17 protein-coding genes and 1 pseudogene are annotated in these 16772 nt (G+C 67.6%); 13 read left to right on the forward strand and 5 right to left on the reverse strand.

Going from position 1 to position 16772, the window contains the following annotated elements; translation table 11 throughout:
• The first annotated feature begins 128 nt into the window (after nucleotides 1–128).
• On the forward strand, nucleotides 129–1955 hold the full coding sequence (locus tag KBW98_RS01395; RefSeq protein WP_211518294.1) for a DUF885 family protein: 1827 nt from the start codon (nucleotides 129–131) through the stop codon (nucleotides 1953–1955).
• A gap of 66 nt (nucleotides 1956–2021) precedes the next feature.
• On the opposite strand, the gene KBW98_RS01400 is transcribed toward KBW98_RS01395, so the two are convergent.
• Nucleotides 2022–2393, reverse strand: coding sequence for a hypothetical protein (locus KBW98_RS01400; RefSeq protein ID WP_229428907.1), 372 nt, complete (start codon nucleotides 2391–2393; stop codon nucleotides 2022–2024).
• Between the two features lie 242 nt (nucleotides 2394–2635).
• Between KBW98_RS01400 and KBW98_RS01405 the strand changes: the two genes are divergently transcribed.
• Nucleotides 2636–4111, forward strand: a complete 1476-nt coding sequence (locus KBW98_RS01405; RefSeq protein WP_229428908.1) for a sodium:alanine symporter family protein — start codon at nucleotides 2636–2638, stop codon at nucleotides 4109–4111.
• Here the strand turns inward: KBW98_RS01405 and KBW98_RS01410 are convergent.
• The 4 genes from KBW98_RS01410 to fnr form a co-directional block, all read right to left on the reverse strand.
• Nucleotides 4108–4563, reverse strand: coding sequence for an MgtC/SapB family protein (locus tag KBW98_RS01410; RefSeq protein ID WP_211518295.1), 456 nt, complete (start codon nucleotides 4561–4563; stop codon nucleotides 4108–4110). The genes KBW98_RS01405 and KBW98_RS01410 overlap by 4 nt on opposite strands.
• A 194-nt stretch (nucleotides 4564–4757) precedes the next feature.
• A complete protein-coding gene (locus KBW98_RS01415) occupies nucleotides 4758–5693 on the reverse strand; it encodes a DMT family transporter (RefSeq protein ID WP_211518296.1) in 936 nt (311 codons plus the stop codon).
• Nucleotides 5694–5751: 58 nt separating this feature from the next.
• Complete coding sequence (locus KBW98_RS01420; RefSeq protein WP_211518297.1) at nucleotides 5752–6510, reverse strand: AraC family transcriptional regulator; 759 nt, start codon at nucleotides 6508–6510, stop codon at nucleotides 5752–5754.
• Nucleotides 6511–6514: 4 nt separating this feature from the next.
• Entirely contained in the window at nucleotides 6515–7288 is a 774-nt protein-coding gene (gene fnr / locus KBW98_RS01425; protein ID WP_211518298.1) for a fumarate/nitrate reduction transcriptional regulator Fnr, read from the reverse strand.
• A gap of 221 nt (nucleotides 7289–7509) precedes the next feature.
• Between fnr and KBW98_RS01430 the strand changes: the two genes are divergently transcribed.
• From KBW98_RS01430 to KBW98_RS01480, 11 genes and pseudogenes are all read left to right on the forward strand, one after another.
• Nucleotides 7510–8970 carry a cytochrome ubiquinol oxidase subunit I gene (locus tag KBW98_RS01430; protein WP_211518299.1) on the forward strand — a complete coding sequence of 487 codons (1461 nt, stop codon included), beginning with the start codon at nucleotides 7510–7512 and terminating at the stop codon, nucleotides 8968–8970.
• Between the two features lie 4 nt (nucleotides 8971–8974).
• A complete protein-coding gene (gene cydB, locus KBW98_RS01435) occupies nucleotides 8975–9994 on the forward strand; it encodes a cytochrome d ubiquinol oxidase subunit II (RefSeq protein ID WP_211518300.1) in 1020 nt (339 codons plus the stop codon).
• The gene (locus KBW98_RS01440) at nucleotides 9994–10146 is read left to right on the forward strand and encodes a DUF2474 domain-containing protein (RefSeq protein ID WP_211518301.1); all 153 of its coding nucleotides are present in this window, start codon (nucleotides 9994–9996) and stop codon (nucleotides 10144–10146) included. The genes cydB and KBW98_RS01440 overlap by 1 nt, the downstream gene beginning before the upstream one ends.
• A 76-nt stretch (nucleotides 10147–10222) precedes the next feature.
• Nucleotides 10223–10891: a molecular chaperone gene (locus KBW98_RS01445; RefSeq protein WP_373888883.1), complete on the forward strand. Its 669-nt coding sequence runs from the start codon at nucleotides 10223–10225 to the stop codon at nucleotides 10889–10891.
• Nucleotides 10884–11144: a formate dehydrogenase gene (locus KBW98_RS01450; protein WP_211518302.1), complete on the forward strand. Its 261-nt coding sequence runs from the start codon at nucleotides 10884–10886 to the stop codon at nucleotides 11142–11144. Before KBW98_RS01445 ends, KBW98_RS01450 begins: the two co-directional genes overlap by 8 nt.
• A gap of 34 nt (nucleotides 11145–11178) precedes the next feature.
• Complete coding sequence (locus KBW98_RS01455; RefSeq protein ID WP_211518303.1) at nucleotides 11179–14001, forward strand: formate dehydrogenase subunit alpha; 2823 nt, start codon at nucleotides 11179–11181, stop codon at nucleotides 13999–14001.
• A gap of 35 nt (nucleotides 14002–14036) precedes the next feature.
• Nucleotides 14037–14720, forward strand: coding sequence for a formate dehydrogenase FDH3 subunit beta (fdh3B, locus tag KBW98_RS01460; RefSeq protein WP_211518304.1), 684 nt, complete (start codon nucleotides 14037–14039; stop codon nucleotides 14718–14720).
• Nucleotides 14717–14935, forward strand: a complete 219-nt coding sequence (locus tag KBW98_RS01465; RefSeq protein ID WP_211518305.1) for a hypothetical protein — start codon at nucleotides 14717–14719, stop codon at nucleotides 14933–14935. The genes fdh3B and KBW98_RS01465 overlap by 4 nt, the downstream gene beginning before the upstream one ends.
• Before the next feature lie 13 nt (nucleotides 14936–14948).
• On the forward strand, nucleotides 14949–16043 hold the full coding sequence (locus KBW98_RS01470) for a formate dehydrogenase subunit gamma (RefSeq protein ID WP_211518306.1): 1095 nt from the start codon (nucleotides 14949–14951) through the stop codon (nucleotides 16041–16043).
• An 8-nt stretch (nucleotides 16044–16051) separates the two neighbouring features.
• The gene (locus KBW98_RS01475; RefSeq protein WP_211518307.1) at nucleotides 16052–16489 is read left to right on the forward strand and encodes a hypothetical protein; all 438 of its coding nucleotides are present in this window, start codon (nucleotides 16052–16054) and stop codon (nucleotides 16487–16489) included.
• Nucleotides 16489–16772 (forward strand): annotated as a pseudogene (locus KBW98_RS01480) (hypothetical protein); the annotation flags it as partial. The gene KBW98_RS01475 and the pseudogene KBW98_RS01480, both read left to right, overlap by 1 nt.

Below are 16772 nucleotides of genomic sequence, written 5' to 3' on the forward strand. Positions count from 1 at the left end.
TACGTACGCAGCTTGGCAACAGCCCGCGTTGTTGCTTTGTCCCCTTCCGTGTTAGATTCCTCGGCGGCAATTGCGGCCATGCGCGCCGCATACAGATCAGATCAACGACAAGGAAGAGAGACCCCACGATGCCATCGTTCCGCCTGCGCGCCCACATCGCCGCCCTGTTCATTCCCGCCATCCTCGCCGGCGCGGTCCTGCCTGCGGTCGCCCTGGCGGCGCCATCGACCGCGTCCGCCAGTGCCGTCAAGCCGCACAAGGCCTTCGACCAGTGGGCCGACAAGTTCGCCGAGGACTGGGTGCGCCTGAGCCCGCAGCTGGCGACCATGACCCAGTATTTCAGCGGCGCCGAGCAGGCCAGGCTGGACCGCGAACTGACGCCGCTCACCGCCGCCCACCGCCAGAAGGTGGTCGCGCTGGCGAAGGCGGGCCTGGCGCGCCTGGACAAGTTCAAGGGCGCGCCGCTGGACGAGAACCAGAAGGTCTCGGCCGCCGTGATGCGCTGGTCGCTGCAGAACACCGTCGCCAACGAGCCTTTCGAGGACCACTCCTTCATCTTCTCGCAGTTCAGCGGCGTGCAGGTCAGCCTGGTGAACTTCCTGACCAACACCCATCCGCTGCGCAACAAGGCGGACGTCGAGAGCTACCTGGCGCGCCTGGAGCAGGCGGGCACCCGCATGGACGAAGCGCTGGCACGCGGCCGCGCGGCCGCCGCCAAGGGCTTGATCCCGCCGCGCTTCATCCTCGAGCGCGCCCAGTTCCAGGTGGACCATTTCCTCAAGCCGGCCGCGGCCCAGAACGTGCTGGTCACCACCTTCGAGCAGCGCACGGCCGAGCTGAAGGACCTGAGCCCCGAGGCACGCAGCGCCGCGATCGCGCGCGCCACCCGCATCGTCGAAGAGAAGATCCGTCCGGCCTACTCGCGCGTGAAGGACTTCATGGCCGAGATCCACCCGCGTACCGGCGACGTGGCCGGCATCTCGCGCCTGCCGAACGGCGCCGCCGCCTATGCCCGCGCGGTCGAGAACTTCACCAGCACCAAGCTGACCCCGGAGCAGATCCACGAGATCGGCCTGCGCGAAGTGGCGCGCATCGAGGGCGAGATGGACAAGCACCTGCGTTCGCTGGGCCTCACCGAAGGCAATATCGAAAGCCGCATGAAGGAGCTGGACCAGCGCTTCCAGCCGAAGGGCGAGGGCGACCCGCGCCCGGCGATCCTGGCCAGCCACGCCGAGATGGTGCGCGACGCCGAGAAGCGCAGCGCTTCGCTGTTCAACCTGAAGCCGCGTGCGCCGGTCGAAGTGCGCCGCGAGCCGCCGCTGACCGAGCCGTCGGCGGCCGCCCACTACAGCCTGCCGGCGCCGGATGGCAGCCGTCCGGGCATCTTCTGGGTGCCGATGCGCGGTCCGACCTTCGACATGATTCGCATGCGCAGCCTGTCCTACCACGAGGCGGTGCCGGGCCACCACTTCCAGCTGGCGATCCAGCAGGAACTGACCGGCATCCCGAAATTCCGCAGTCAGCGCATCTTCAGCGGCGGCAGCGCGCACGCCGAGGGCTGGGCGCTGTACACCGAGCGCCTGGCGGTGGAGCAGAACTGGTACGAAGGCGACGTGCCCGGCCTGCTGGGCGCGCTCGGTTCGGAACTGTTCCGCGCACGCCGCCTGGTGGTCGACACCGGCCTGCACGCCAAGGGCTGGACCCGCCAGCAGGGCATCGACTACGGCATCGGCGCGCAAGAGGTGGAGCGCTACGTCGCCTGGCCCGGCCAGGCCAACGCCTACATGATCGGCATGCTGCGCATCATCGAACTGCGCGAGAAGGCGCGCAAGGAACTGGGCGACAAGTTCTCGCTGCCGGCCTTCCACGACCTGGTGCTGGGCGCGGGCTCGGTGCCGCTGGACGTGCTGGGCGAGCTGGTGGACGGCTGGATCGCCAAGCAGAAGAAGGCGTGAAGCGGCGGTAAACGAAAATGGCGGACCGCATGCGGTCCGCCATTCGTGGAATCTGCCTTCGGGCGATTATTTGCCGTCTTGCATCTTCTCGCCAGCACGCTCCACGGCGCGGCCGGTAGCGTCCTGGGCACGGTCGGCAGCGGCGCCGACTTCGGCCGCGGCTTCCTTGCTTTCCTGTTTCACTTCGGCGCCGGCGGCTTCAATCCGCTCGCCTGCGCGTTCGGTCGCGGCTTCCACGCGGTCGCCGGCGCGCTCGGCGGCGGCGGCGGTTTCAGCGGTGGCTTCCTTGGTTTCGTTCGCCACGGTCTGGCCAGCGTTGTCGATCGCCGCGCCCGCTTCCTGCGCCGGACCCTTGCCGTCGCCGTCCACGTCCTTCTTGCAACCGGTTGCCAGAACGGTCACTGCCATCATGATGCCTGCCAAGGTCATTTTGTTCATGGTGCTCTCCTTAAAGAATGGGCAATTCATTAATATGTGGTGTTTTGACAAGATATTACGTCTCGATACGGCCGCGTTCCGTGCGCTGGCGCACGCCTGTAGCAATCGGGGACGGATGTTGCTATGCTGTTCATGGATTTACCGCTAGGTAATCGCTCAGTAATCGCTAACCGAGGGGGTGTTACAGCGCCGCCCGCATCGTTCACACCGGCACACCCGTGCCTTAGCCTGCTAGGGAAAACATGTCTTTGAATGAGTTGGTCACCGCCATCAATGGCGTCATCTGGAGCCCGGCGCTGATCGCGCTGTGCCTGGGCACCGGCCTGTACTTTTCCATCCGTACCCGCTTCCTGCAAGTCCGTCATGCAAGGGAGATGGTTCGCTTAATGTTCGAGGGCAAGAGTTCGGAGCAGGGCGTGTCCTCGTTCCAGGCCTTGTCCATGACCCTGGCCGGCCGTGTCGGCACCGGCAATATCGCGGGCGTCGCCACCGCGATCACCTTCGGCGGCCCCGGCGCCGTGTTCTGGATGTGGGCGGTGGCCTTCCTCGGGGCCAGCTCGGCCTTCGTGGAATCGACCCTGGGCCAGGTTTACAAGGAGCAGCTCGGCAAGGAATACCGCGGCGGCCCGGCCTTCTATATCGAGAAGGGCCTGGGCATGAAGTGGTATGCGCTGATCTTCGCGTTCGCCACCATCATCGCCACCGGCCTGCTGCTGCCGGGCGTGCAGGCGAACTCGATCGCCGAGAGCCTGAAAACGGCAACCGGTATCGATCCGGCCATCACCGGCGCAGGGCTGTGCCTGGTGCTGGCCTTCATCATCTTCGGCGGCGTCAAGCGCATCGCCAACTTCGCCGAGGTCGTGGTGCCTTTCATGGCGCTGGGCTACATCCTGGTGGCGGTGGTGATCGTGGCGATGAACATCGGCGCGCTGCCTGGTGTCCTCAAGCTGATCTTCGTGAATGCCTTCGGCGCGGACGCCGCCTTCGGCGCCATCCTCGGCCTGGCGGTCATGTGGGGCGTCAAGCGCGGCGTGTACTCGAACGAGGCAGGCCAGGGCACCGGTCCGCACGCCTCCTCGGCGGCCGAGGTAAGCCACCCGGCCAAGCAGGGCCTGGTGCAGGGCTTCTCGGTCTACATCGACACCCTGTTCGTGTGCTCGGCGACCGCCTTCATGCTCCTGATCACCGGCCAGTACAATGTCGAGGCGCCTGACGGCACCCCGATGTTCACCGGCGTGCAGGGCGTCGCGTCCGGACCGGGCTACGTCCAGACCGCGCTGGAAAACGTCATGCCGGGCTTCGGCGCGCTGTTCGTGGCGGTGGCGCTGCTGTTCTTCGCCTTCACCACCATCGTCGCCTATTACTACATCGCCGAGACCAACATCGCCTACATCAACCGCACCGTGAACCGTCCGTGGATGACCCTGGTGCTCAAGCTGTTCATCATCGGATCGACCTACTATGGCTCGGTGAAGACGGCGGAAGCGGCCTGGGGCCTGGGCGACATGGGCGTGGGCCTGATGGCCTGGCTGAACATCGTCGCCATCCTGCTGCTGCAAAAGACGGCCTTCAAGTGCCTGCGCGATTACGAAGCCCAGAAGAAGGCCGGCAAGGATCCGCAGTTCGATCCGAAGGCGCTGGGCATCGAGGGCGCCCATTACTGGGAGCAGCGCGTGCTGGCCGACAAGGCGGCCGCGCGCGACAAGGCCGTCGCTTAATCTTCCTTCGGCTTCGTCGTGCTGCGCAGGATCGCCAGCACGACGAGGGCGAACAGGGTGCTGAGCACCGCCGTCGCCTCGCGCCCCATGCCGGCCGCGATGCCGATGGCGGCGGTCAGCCAGACGCTGGCCGCCGTGGTCAGGCCCTTGATGTCGTCCTTGTCGGTCTGCTTGAGGATGGCGCCGGCGCCCAGGAAGCCGATGCCGGCCACGATGCCCTGCAGGACCCGCGACAGGTCCTGGATGCCCATCCCCGCCTGCAGCGGGATCAGCACGAACAGGGCGGCGCCGAGCGAGACCAGCATGTGGGTGCGCAGGCCCGCCGAGGCGCCCACCGATTCACGCTCATAGCCAAGCAGCCCGCCCAGCACCAGCGCCACCAGCAGGCGCACCACGATGCGGGTGATGTCCTCCGCGTTGCCCAAGTCCGAGAACTCCTGCTGTACCGTCATCCAGCTTCGTGTCCACCACACCTTCTTGCTCCCCGTTGAGATTACTCGGCCATGATGCCACTCAGGGAAAAGATGCGTCGCCCTCTACCGTCGTACGCGCGAAGGCGGGAATCCAAGTTCGTTAAGTCGTGGTCGACTTCTTTTGCGCGGCCGATCGTGCAAACTCGGGTCCCCGCCTTCGCGGGGATGACGTTCTAGGGACACGGGACGGCACTACGCGCATGCGCCTTTGCACACGCGACCACCCCGCCCACCAGCAGCACCATGGCCGCCCATTCCAGCCCGGTCGGCCACCTTTCCTCCCACAGGAAGCCGTACAGCGACGCGAACAAGGTCTCGAACACGATCATCTGCCCCATGAGGGTCAAGGGCAGGGCGCGGCTCGCCACGTTCCACAGCGCGTTGCCCAGGATCGAGCACAGGATCGCCACGCTGGCGACCACGCCCGCGAAGTGCAGCCATTGCGCGCCGCTGTGGCCCGTGTCCGCCCCCGCGAACGCGGGCACCGCCAGCAGCATGGCTTCCACCCCGGTCACGACCCCCATCGCCAGGTTCCACTCGTGGCCCGACACGCCTTGCAGCCGCCCCAGCCAGCGGCTGTTGTTCACCGCGTAGAGGGTCCATGACACCAGCGCACCCACCGCGCAGCCCAGCCCAGGCAGCGAATCGAGGCCGGCGCGGGAGACCGATTGCCAGCTGATGCAGGCCAGTCCCGCCGCGCTCAGCGCCAGCGAAGGCAGCAGGCGGCGCAGCGGCAGCGCGTGCCGGTCGCGGCTGCCGACCAGGGTGACGGCGATCGGCAGCAGGCCGATCACCAGCGAGGGCATGGCCACGCCGCCTTCCTGCACGGCGGTGGCCAGGAATACGTAGTAGACGATGTTGCCGCTGAAGGACAGCCAGAGCAGGGCGCGCCATTCCTTCCAGGAGAAGGTCCGCAGCAGGCGCCGCCAGACCGGTGCGATCAGGGCCGCCGCCACCAGGCCGTAGGCCAGGTAGCGCCCGGCCGACAGCTGCAGGGGCAGAAAGCCGGCGGTGAGTTCGGGGGCGAGGAAGACCAAGCCCCAGAGGGCGCCGGCGAGGATGCCGGCGCCGATGCCGAGCGAGGTCTGTGAAGTGTGTGGCGTGATCATGAGAATCTCCTGTGAGCGGAGATTCTGGCTGCGTGTCCTGGCCGCGTCTTGGCGCCGTTTACTGCGTCTTGTGCGAATCCTCGCGTGCGGCCCTGCGGTAGGCGGCGGGCGTGGTGTCCATGGCCTTGCGCATGGCGCGGGTCAGCACGCTCTGGTCCGAGAAGCCGGTCGCGAGGGCGATGTCGGCGATCGGCCGCGCGGTCGAGGCCAGCAGGGTGCAGACGGCCTCCAGCCGGCGGCGCAGCAGCCATTCGTGGGGGCTCATCCCGGTCTCGCCGCGGAACAGGGCGTGCAGGCGGCTGGGGCTGAGGGAGGCGGCGCGCGCCATCGTGTCCAGGGTCCAGGGCAGGCCGGGCTGAAGCTCGATGCGCGCCATGAGCGCAGCCAGCCTGGAGGCCGGCTGGAAGGCGGCCTGGGCCAGGGAGTCGAGCAGCAGCGGGGCCCAGCCCTGCACCAGCTGAGGAGGCGCCTTGGCGCCGGCCGACGCCAGGCTCATGAACTCGACCAGCTTGCGCGCGGCCGCGCCGATCGGCGTGAAGGGACGGTCCAGCAGGCGCTCCCAGGGACCCTGCCGCAGCAGTCCGGGATCGAGATCGAGGATGAAGGACTGGTTGCCGGCCGCCCCGGCCTGCGAATGCCAGGCGCCGGGCGCGACCACAGCGGCGTGCAGCAGGTCGAGCTTGCGGCCGCGGCCTTCGATGTCGAGCTCGACTTCGCCCGCGACGGGCAGCACGATCTGGGCGTAGTCGTGGCGGTCCGCCTCGCGCACCAGGCCGTAGCTGCGCAGGTGCAGGTCGAGCGGAAGCGGCGCCGCCATGGACTCAAGCCATCGGACTGCAGACGTCGGTGCCGGCCGCGAGCGCCTTCAGCTTGGCCGGATCGAGCAGGGTGACTTCGCGCTTGTCGACCTGGATCCAGCCCTGTTTCTTGAAGCGCGACAGCAGCCGGCTGACGCTCTCGATGGTCAGGCCCAGGTAGTTGCCAATGTCCTCGCGCGACATGCGCAGCTGGAAGCTGTTGGGCGAATAGCCGCGCGCCGCGTAGCGGGCCGACAGGTTGACCAGGAAGACCGCGAAGCGCTGCTCGGCGCGCATATTGCCCAGCAGTAGCATGACGTTCTGCTCGCGCGTGATTTCCTGGCTCATGATGCGGTGGAAGTGGCGCAGCAGGGCCGGCACCTCGCCGAACAGCTCTTCCAGGCGCGTGAAGGGGATCTCGCAGACCTCGCTGTCTTCCAGCGCCACGGCGTCGCAGTGGTGGTTGCCGCTGATCGCGTCCATGCCCAGCAGCTCGCCGGCCATCTGGAAGCCGGTGATCTGGGCTTCGCCGGCTGCGTTCACCTGGTAGGTCTTGAAGTGGCCGAAGCGCACCGCGTACAGGTTGCGGAAGGGCTCTCCCATCTGGTAGAGCCGCTCGTCCTTTTCCAGGCGCCGGCGGCGGCCGATGATCTGGTCGAGGCGGTTGATGTCGGCGTCTTCCAGGCCCATCGGCAGGCACAGCTGGTGCATGCTGCAGGCGGAGCAGCTGGCTTTGAGGGCCTGGATGCTGACGGGCTGCTTGCTGGGGTCGGTGATGAACGGCACGGGCTGGGTCATGGGAGGGTCCGGTAATACGCGTTAGCTGAATTATAGACGGGCTTCCCGGGCTAGCGGCGCGACAAATCGTCCTATGGTTGAAAGTCAACTTGGGTCCCGGCCTTCGCCCGAACCCAAGTTCGCCTGCCGATCACGAAGGCGTATAAAAATGACACCCCAAGCGTGCGCCCCCACCGCGCATGCTAGATTCGCAGCACTTCCGGCAATGCGAAGGAACGCCCATGTTCGGTCTATCCGCCCTGGATCTGGCTCGGATCCAGTTCGCCTTCACGATGTCCTTCCACATTTTATTTCCCGCCATCACAATCGGCATGGCCAGCTACCTGGCCGTACTCGAACTGTGCTGGCTGCGCACCGGGCGCCAGGTCTTCGTCGACCTGTACCACTTCTGGCTCAAGATCTTCGCCGTCACCTTCGGCATGGGCGTGGTCTCGGGCATCGTCATGGCCTACCAGATCGGCACCAACTGGAGCTACCTGTCGGAGTTCGCGGGCAGCATCATGGGGCCGATCCTGTCCTACGAAGTGCTGACCGCCTTCTTCCTGGAGGCCGGTTTCCTGGGCGTGATGCTGTTCGGCTGGAACCGCGTCGGCCCGGCCCTGCATTTCGTCGCCACCTGCATGGTGGCCATCGGCACCCTGATCTCGTCCACCTGGATCCTGGCCGCCAACAGCTGGATGCAGACGCCGCAAGGCTATGCCATCGAGAACGGGCGCATGGTGCCGGCCGACTGGCTGGCGATCGTCTTCAATCCTTCCTTTCCCTTCCGCCTGGTGCACATGGTGATCGCCGCCTACCTCACCACGGCGCTGCTGGTGGGCGCCTCCGCCGCCTGGCACCTGCTGCGCGGGCGCGACAACCCGGCGGTGCGCAAGATGATGTCGATGGCGATGTGGATGCTGCTGCTGGTGGCGCCGGTCCAGGCCGTGGTCGGCGACTTCCACGGGCTGAACACGCTCGAGCACCAGCCGGCCAAGCTGGCGGCGATGGAAGGGCACTGGCAGAACCATCCGGGCGAGGCGGTGCCGCTGCTCCTGTTCGGGATTCCCGACATGGAAGAGGAGCGCACCAGGTACGCGGTCGGCATCCCTTACCTGGGCAGCCTCATCCTGACCCACACCCTGGACGGCCAGGTCCCGGCCCTGAAGGACTTCCCGCGCCAGGACCGGCCCAACTCCTTGATCGTATTCTGGAGCTTCCGCCTGATGGTCGGCCTGGGCCTCCTGATGATCGCGCTCGGGGCCTGGAGCCTGTTCCTGCGGCGCGGCGGGCGCCTGTTCGCCAACCGGCTGTTCCTGCGCTTCGCCCTGTGGATGGGGCCGGCCGGCCTGGTGGCGATCCTGGCCGGCTGGGTGACCACCGAGGTGGGGCGCCAGCCCTGGGTGGTGTACGGGGTGCTGCGCACGGCGGACGCGGTCTCGCCCCACGGCGCGGCGTCCCTGGGCCTGACCCTGGCGCTGTTCGTGGTGGCCTACCTGTTCGTGTTCGGGGTCGGCACCGGCTACGTGCTGCGCATGATCCGCAAGGGGCCGCAGCACTTCGAGCTGGCGCGCCCGCCCGAGGGCGGGCCGGGCGAGGAGCGCACCCCGATGCGGCCGATGTCGGCGGCCGACGTGCGCAATGATGACGATGCCGACGACAATACGAATGACAGCGCGGACCCCGGTCCGGAGCGGAGCTGAAGCCATGGGCATCGATACTTCCATCATCTGGGCCGTCATCATCTTCTTCGCGGTCTTCATGTACGTGCTGCTGGACGGCTTCGACCTGGGCATCGGCCTGCTGTTTCCCTTCACGCCGAAAAAGCGCGACCGCGACACCATGATGAACACGGTGGCCCCGGTCTGGGACGGCAACGAGACCTGGCTGGTGCTGGGCGGGGAAGGGCTGCTGGCGGCCTTCCCGGTGGCCTATTCGATCATCCTGTCCGGCCTCTACCTGCCCCTGATCTTCATGCTGATCGGCCTGGTGTTCCGCGGCGTGGCCTTCGAGTTCCGCTTCAAGGCCAAGGAGCACGAGCGCCACCTGTGGGACAAGGCCTTCATCGGCGGCTCGGTCGTGGCCAGTTTCTTCCAGGGTGTCTCGCTCGGGGCCTTCCTGGACGGCATCGCGGTCTCGGGCCGCAGCTACGCCGGCGGGCCACTCGACTGGATCGCGCCTTTCCCCCTGCTGGCCGGCCTGGGCGTGATGATCGCCTATACCCTGCTGGGAGCCACCTGGCTGATCATGAAGACCGAAGGCGAGCTGCACGCGCGCATGGTGCAGGTGGCGCGCCCCTTCGCCCTGATGCTGCTGGGCGCCATCGTGGTGGTCAGCATCTGGACCCCGCTGCGCGACCCGGCCGTGGCCGACCGCTGGTTCACCTTCCCCAACATCGTGTTCCTGGCCCCGGTGCCGATCCTGGTGGCGGCCTGCATCCTCCTGCTGCTGCGTTCCCTGGGACGCGGGCGCGGCAAGGAGCCCTTCCGGCTGCCTTTCGTGATGGCCCTGGCCCTGATCTTCCTGGGTTACAGCGGCATGGCGATCAGCATCTGGCCGCACATCGTTCCGCCAAGCATCTCGATCTGGGAAGCGGCCTCGCCGCCCAGCAGCCAGGGCTTCGCCCTGGTGGGCACCTTGTTCATCCTGCCCATCATCCTGATGTATACGGCCTGGTCGTACTGGGTGTTCCGGGGCAAGGTCAAGGCCGACGCGGGCTACCACTGATGGACACGCCCAAGCTTCGGAACCGGCCGAGTCCGCGTGAATGGCTGCGCCGCCTGGCCTGGATGGCGGCCCTCTGGCTGGGCGGCGTGGCCACCCTGGCGCTGGTGGCCTACGCGCTGCGCCTGGTCATGCGGGCGGCCGGCATGCGCTGACGAGCCAAGCGTGCGCGCTCTCCAGCTAGGGAGGAATACACTTCTCGTGAACCTTTGCCAACAGGAGAGCTGCACAGTGTCCACGCCCAGCGCGCCCACTCTCGACCGACCGGCCGGCGCAGTGCTGGCGCCTCCCCTGAGTGGTGAAGACCAGGCGCGCGCCGACCTGTACGCCTTGCTGTCGCGCCTGCTCCTGGCCCCGCCGGACGCCGAGCTGCTGGATGCGCTCGCGAATGCCGACCCGATCCTGGCCCAGGGCGGCGAGCTGGCCTTGGAGCAAGCCTGGGAGCAATTGACGCTGGCATCGGGCGTGATGGACCCGCAGGCGGTGGCTGACGAATTCGCCCAGCTCTTCATCAGCATCGGCACGCCGCCGGTCAATCCCTACGGCTCGCGCTACCTGTCCGGCTACATCAACGACGCCCCGCTGGCCGCCCTGCGCGCCGACCTGGCCCGCCTTGGGCTGGCGCGGGTGCGCGGCGTGGGCGAGTTCGAGGACCACCTGGGCGCCCTGTGCGAGACCATGCGCCTGCTGGTCGCGGGGGCGCCGGGCATCCCGCGCCGCACACTGGCGGAACAGAAAAGCTTTTTCGAGGCCCACCTCGCGCCCTGGTATGCGCGCGCCGTGGCCGACATCTCGGCCGCCGAGGGGGCCAACTACTACCGGCTGATCGCGAAGCTGGCGGGAGTCTTCCTCGCGATCGAAGCCGAGGCATTCGTGGTAGGGGAGGAGACCCATGACTGACGCACTCGAACCGAGCGGCGCGGCGCTGCCCGCGACCCCATCTTCCGGCCAGGCGCCTGTTCCACATGGGCCCGACCCCACCCGGCGCAGCTTCCTGAAGGCGGCGCCCCTGGGCGCCCTGGCCGTCGTGACCGGTACCGCCCAGGCGCAAGCGGCCAAGGCCCCGGCCGCAGGCGCCGCGCCCCAGGCCGCACGCGGCTACCATGAAACCGAGCACATCCGCCGTTACTACCAGACCGCCGCCTATTGGTGAGCGCTATTGTTAGCGATACAGGAGGAGCAAGCACATGTCCCTCGTAAAGACGACGCGCGATAGCGCCCTGAAGCGCCGGCGCTTCCTGGTGGGCGCGGGTGTCGCGGCCGGCGCCGGCGCCTTTGCCCGCCACCTGCCGCTGAACGTGATCGAAGCGGCGGAGGCGGCCGATCCGGTGCCCAACGCCCCGGTGCCGACCGAGATCAAGCGCACGGTCTGCAGCCACTGCTCGGTCGGCTGCTCGGTCGACGCGGTGGTCGCCAACGGCGTCTGGGTGCGCCAGGAAGCGGCCTTCGATTCGCCCATCAACATGGGCGCCCACTGCGCCAAGGGCGCCTCGGTGCGTGAGCACGCCTTCGGCGAGCACCGCCTGCGCTACCCGATGAAGCTGGTGGGCGGCAAGTACCAGCGCATCTCCTGGGACCAGGCGATCAACGAGATCGGCGACAAGCTCCTGCAGCTGCGCCAGCACGCCGGTCCCGACGCCCTGATGGTGATCGGCAGCTCGAAGCACAACAACGAACAGGCCTACCTGCTGCGCAAGTGGGTCTCCATGTGGGGCTCGAACAACTGCGACCACCAGGCGCGCATCTGCCACTCGACCACGGTCGCGGGCGTGGCCCAGACCTTCGGCTACGGGGCGATGACCAATTCCTTCAATGATTTGCACCACAGCAAGGCGGTGCTCTTCATCGGTTCCAACCCGGCCGAAGCCCACCCGATCTCGATGCTGCACTTCCTGCACGCCAAGGAGCTGGGCGCGAAGATGATCGTGATCGACCCGCGCTTCACCCGCACCGCGCGCTTCGCCCACCATTACGTGCGGGTGCGTCCCGGCACCGACATCCCGCTGGTCTGGGGCATGCTGTGGCATATCTTCCAGAACGGCTGGGAGGACAAGAACTACATCAACCAGCGCACCTACGGCATGGAGGACGTGCGCAAGGAAGTCGCCAAATGGACGCCGGACAAGGTCTCGGACGTGACCGGCGTGCCCGAGTCGGCGGTGCGCATGGCGGCCGAGATGCTGGCCACCAACCGGCCGTCCTCGGTGGTCTGGTGCATGGGCATTACCCAGCACCACATCGGCACCGCCAACGTGCGCGCCCTATGCATCCTGCAGCTGGCGCTGGGCAACATCGGCGTGCCGGGCGGCGGCGCCAACATCTACCGCGGCCACGACAACGTGCAGGGCGCCACCGACGTCGGCCCCAACGGCGAGTCGCTGCCGGGCTACTACGGCCTGGCCGAGGGTTCCTGGAAGCACTTCGCGAACGTCTGGGGCGTCGACTACAACTGGATCCTGTCGCGCTTCGCCTCCAAGGAGCTGATGGAAAAGCCCGGCATCACGGTGTCGCGCTGGTTCGACGCGGTCAACGAGCAAAACAAGTTCATCGACCAGCCGAGCAACCTGCGCGCCGTGTTCTACTGGGGCCACGCGCCCAACAGCCAGACCCGCCTGCCGGACATGAAGGCGGCGATGCAGAAGCTCGACATGCTGGTCGTGATCGACCCCTACCCGAGCATGACGGCGGCCATGCACGGCCGCACCGACGGTGTCTACCTGCTGCCGGCGGCCTCGCAGTTCGAGACCCAGGGCTCGGTCACCGCCTCGAACCGCTCGATCCAGTGGCGCGAGCGGGTCATCATGCCCCTGTTCGAGTGCAAGACCGACCACGAGATCATGTACCTGTTCGCCCGCAAGCTGGGCTTCGCCGAGCAGCTGTGCAAGAACATCAAGGTGGTGCACAACGAGCCCGTGGTCGAGGACATCCTGCGCGAGATCAACCGCTCCTGCTGGACCATCGGCTACACCGGCTGCTCGCCGGAGCGCCTCAAGCTGCACATGGAGAACAAGCACACCTTCAACCCCACCACGATGCGGGCCGATTCCGGTCCCTGCAAGGGCGACTACTACGGCCTGCCATGGCCCTGCTGGGGCACGCCGGAAATGAAGCACCCGGGCACCCCCATCCTGTACGACATCAGCAAGCCGGTGGCCGAGGGCGGCATGCCCTTCCGCGCCAACTGGGGCGTGGAACACAACGGCGAAAGCCTGCTGGCGGCCGACGGTTCGACCAACAAGGACAGCCAGCTCGACACCGGCTATCCGGAATTCGACCACGTGTTCCTGAAAAAGCTGGGCTGGTGGAACGAGCTCACGCCCGCCGAGCAAGCCATGGCCGAGGGCAAGAACTGGAAGACCGACAATTCGGGCGGCATCATCCGCGTCGTCATCGCCCACGGCTGCGCGCCCTGGGGCAATGCGCGCGCCCGCGCCAATGTGTGGAACTTCCCCGACCCGGTACCGGTCCACCGCGAGCCGCTGGCCTCGCCGCGCCGCGACCTGGTCGCCAGGTACCCGACCTACGACGACAAGGCCGCCTTCTGGCGCCTGCCGACGCTCTATAAATCGGTGCAGGCGGTCGACTTCTCGAAGGACTTTCCGCTGATCATGACCTCGGGCCGCCTGGTCGAATACGAGGGCGGGGGCGACGAGACCCGGTCCAACCCATGGCTGGCCGAGCTCCAGCAGAACATGTTCGTCGAGATCAACCCGCGCGACGCCCACCAGATCGGGGCCCGGGTCGGCGAATACGTCTGGGTCGAGACCCCGACCGGCGCGCGCCTGAAGATGATGGCGATGGTGACCGAGCGGGTCCCGGTGGGCCTGGTGTGGATGCCCTTCCACTTCGGCGGCTGGTGGATGGGCGACGACCTCGAACGGCACTACCCCGAGGGCGCGGCCCCGACCGTGCGCGGCGAAGCCTGCAACACGGGCTGGACCTATGGCTACGACGCCGTGACGATGATGCAGGAAACCAAAGTGTCGCTGTGCCGCGTGGTGCGGGCCTAGGATAGCGAGCGACCGACAGAGCAGAGGAGACTGGCATGGCTGCGAGGATGAAGTTCATTTGCGACACGGAGCGCTGCATCGACTGCAACGGCTGCGTGACCGCCTGCAAGAACGAGCACGAGACGCCCTGGGGCATCAACCGCCGGCGCGTGGTGACCATCAACGACGGCGTGCCGGGCGAGCGTTCGGTCTCGGTCGCCTGCATGCATTGCACCGACGCTCCCTGCCTGGCGGTATGCCCGACCAACTGCATCTACCACACCGAGGACGGCATCGTCCTGCACAGCAAGGACCAGTGCATCGGCTGCGGCTACTGCTACTACGCCTGTCCCTTCGGCGCGCCGCAGTTCCCCGAGACCGGGATGTTCAACCACCGCGGCAAGATGGACAAGTGCACCTTCTGTGCCGGCGGCCCGGAACCGGACACCTCGGAAGCGGAATTCAAGAAGTACGGCCGCAACCGCATCGCCGAGGGCAAGCTGCCGGCATGCGCCGAGATGTGCGGCACCAAGGCCCTGCTGGGCGGCGAGGCCAACATCATCGCCGACATCTACCGCCAGCGCGTCGAGACGCGCGGCTACGGTCCCGAACTGTGGGGCTGGAAGATCGCCTACGGCCGGCCCAAGCGCGGCGGCGAGGTCAAGGCCAAGGGCGACCTGCCGCGCGAGAACCAGAAAGCCGGCGATTTCCAGAATGGCGGAGGGAGGTTCCCGACATGAAGCGATTCAAGATCATCTGCATCGCGGCGCTGCCGCTGCTGCTGGCCGGCTGCCTCGAGGTCGACCAGCATCCCGCCTGGCTCAAGGGCGAATACGCCGGCAAGGAAGACCCGCGCCCCTACCAGACGCGCTTCCACAACGACCGCCTGGCCTGGTGGGCGACGATCGAGAACCGCAACAGCAAGCAGAACGAATACAACCGGGCCAACCCCTGACGAGGAGCGATCCATGCGAGCGAACCTGATGCTGCTGCGCGCCATGCTGCTCCTGGTGGCCGCCTTGACGCTGCCGGCCAGCTGGGCCGGGGTGCCCAACGAGCGGGCCGAGCCCGCCTACGCCGAGGAGCAGACCATGCTCCAGATCGAGGGCGATTCGCGCGTGCCCGAGCCCGGCATGGCCCAGGCCTCCTCGGGGCGGGTGCACATGGACCGCCACTTCCTGGGCCAGTACGGCGCGACCGAGGCCAACGTCATCGTCCAGCGCGGCGGCAACACCTGGCGCCACCTGCGCAACGGCCCGCTGGCCACCATCGCCGGCATCATCCTGCTGGTGGTGCCGCTCCTGATCTTCGTGTTCTACAAGACCGTCGGGCCGATGCCGGAGGCGCCGCGCTCGGGACGCACGGTCCAGCGCTTCACCCGCTGGGAGCGCCAGGTGCACTGGGCCACGGCCTTCAGCTTCATCGCCCTGGCGATCACCGGCATCATCATCATGTTCGGCAAGAAGATCATGCTGCCCTGGATGGGCCACACCCTGTTTTCCTGGGTGGCGATCGTGTCCAAGTACCTGCACAACTTCGTCGGCCCGCTGTTCATCCTGTGCAGCATCCTGATGTTCTTCGCTTTCGTGCACCGCAATTTCTTCCGCCGCGAAGACTGGCAATGGGTCAAGCAGGGCGGCGGCATGGTGTCGCACAAGCATGTGCCGGCCGGCTTCTTCAATGCCGGCGAGAAGGCCTGGTTCTGGCTGGGCGTGACCCTGCTGGGCCTGCTCATGTCGATCACCGGTTTGGTGCTCGACTTCGTCACCTTCGGCCAGACCCGCTGGGTGCTGCAGGTGGCGAACTACCTGCACATCGGCGGGGCGGCGCTCTACATCGCCGCCGCCATGGGCCACATCTACATCGGCACCCTGGGTACGCCAGGCGCCTACGAGGCCATGCGCCACGGCACCGTGGACGAGGAGTGGGCCCGGATGCACCATGGAATCTGGCACGAGCAGCTCAAGTCCGGCAACGCGCCGGGCAACGCGCCCGGTCCCTACACGCCCGGCGATGAACCGCCGGTCCGCCCAGGCCCCGCGCGGCCGGGTCCAGCGCATTGAGGCCGCCCATGAAGATCACGATTCTCATTGGAGGGGCACTGGCCCTGTTGCTGGCGGCGGGCTGCGACCGTCCGCGCGGCGCAGCGGCCGGTATCGAGCAGACCAAGTTCCCGGGCCAGGTGACGGCCGGGGGCGGCACCAGCGGCGAGATCCTCGAAAAGAACAAGCCGCCGACGGTTGACGGCAGCTATGCGGGCGGCACGCCGGGCATCGCCGGCGGCTCGGGCGGCACCACGGGCGGCGCGGCCACGGCCGGCACGGTGCAGGAAAGCGGACAGGGCCCTTCCCATGGCGTGACGCCGCCGTCCGGCGCCGGACAGGCGGGCGCCACGCTGCCGCCGGGCGACATGGGCAAGCCGGCGGCGCCCGCGAACCAGCCGACGGCACCGGCCAGCAATGTGGCGCCGCAGGGACCGGCGGCGCCGGGCAAGGTGGAGGGCAAATAATGAAGGCGTACACAGTGAACAGAGTGGCGCTGCTGGCAGGACTGCTGCTGGCCCAGGGCGCGCGGGCGGCCTTGCCGCCGCCGACGCCGGCCCAGGCGCAGGCAGCGGCGGCCAAGAAGGCCGAGGCCGATGCCAAGGCGGCCAAGGACAAGGAAGCGCTGGCGGCCTCGATGGACGCCGTCAGCGCCCGCTGGCGCTCGCGCGCGGCCGGGCAGGGCTGGAAGGTGAATGCGCCCGTGGCCATCGCTGCTGCGCCGGCGACCGCACCTGGCGCGGCTGGTAC

It is taken from the genome of Massilia sp. ST3, from assembly GCF_018119405.1.
Lineage (GTDB): Bacteria > Pseudomonadota > Gammaproteobacteria > Burkholderiales > Burkholderiaceae_D > Telluria.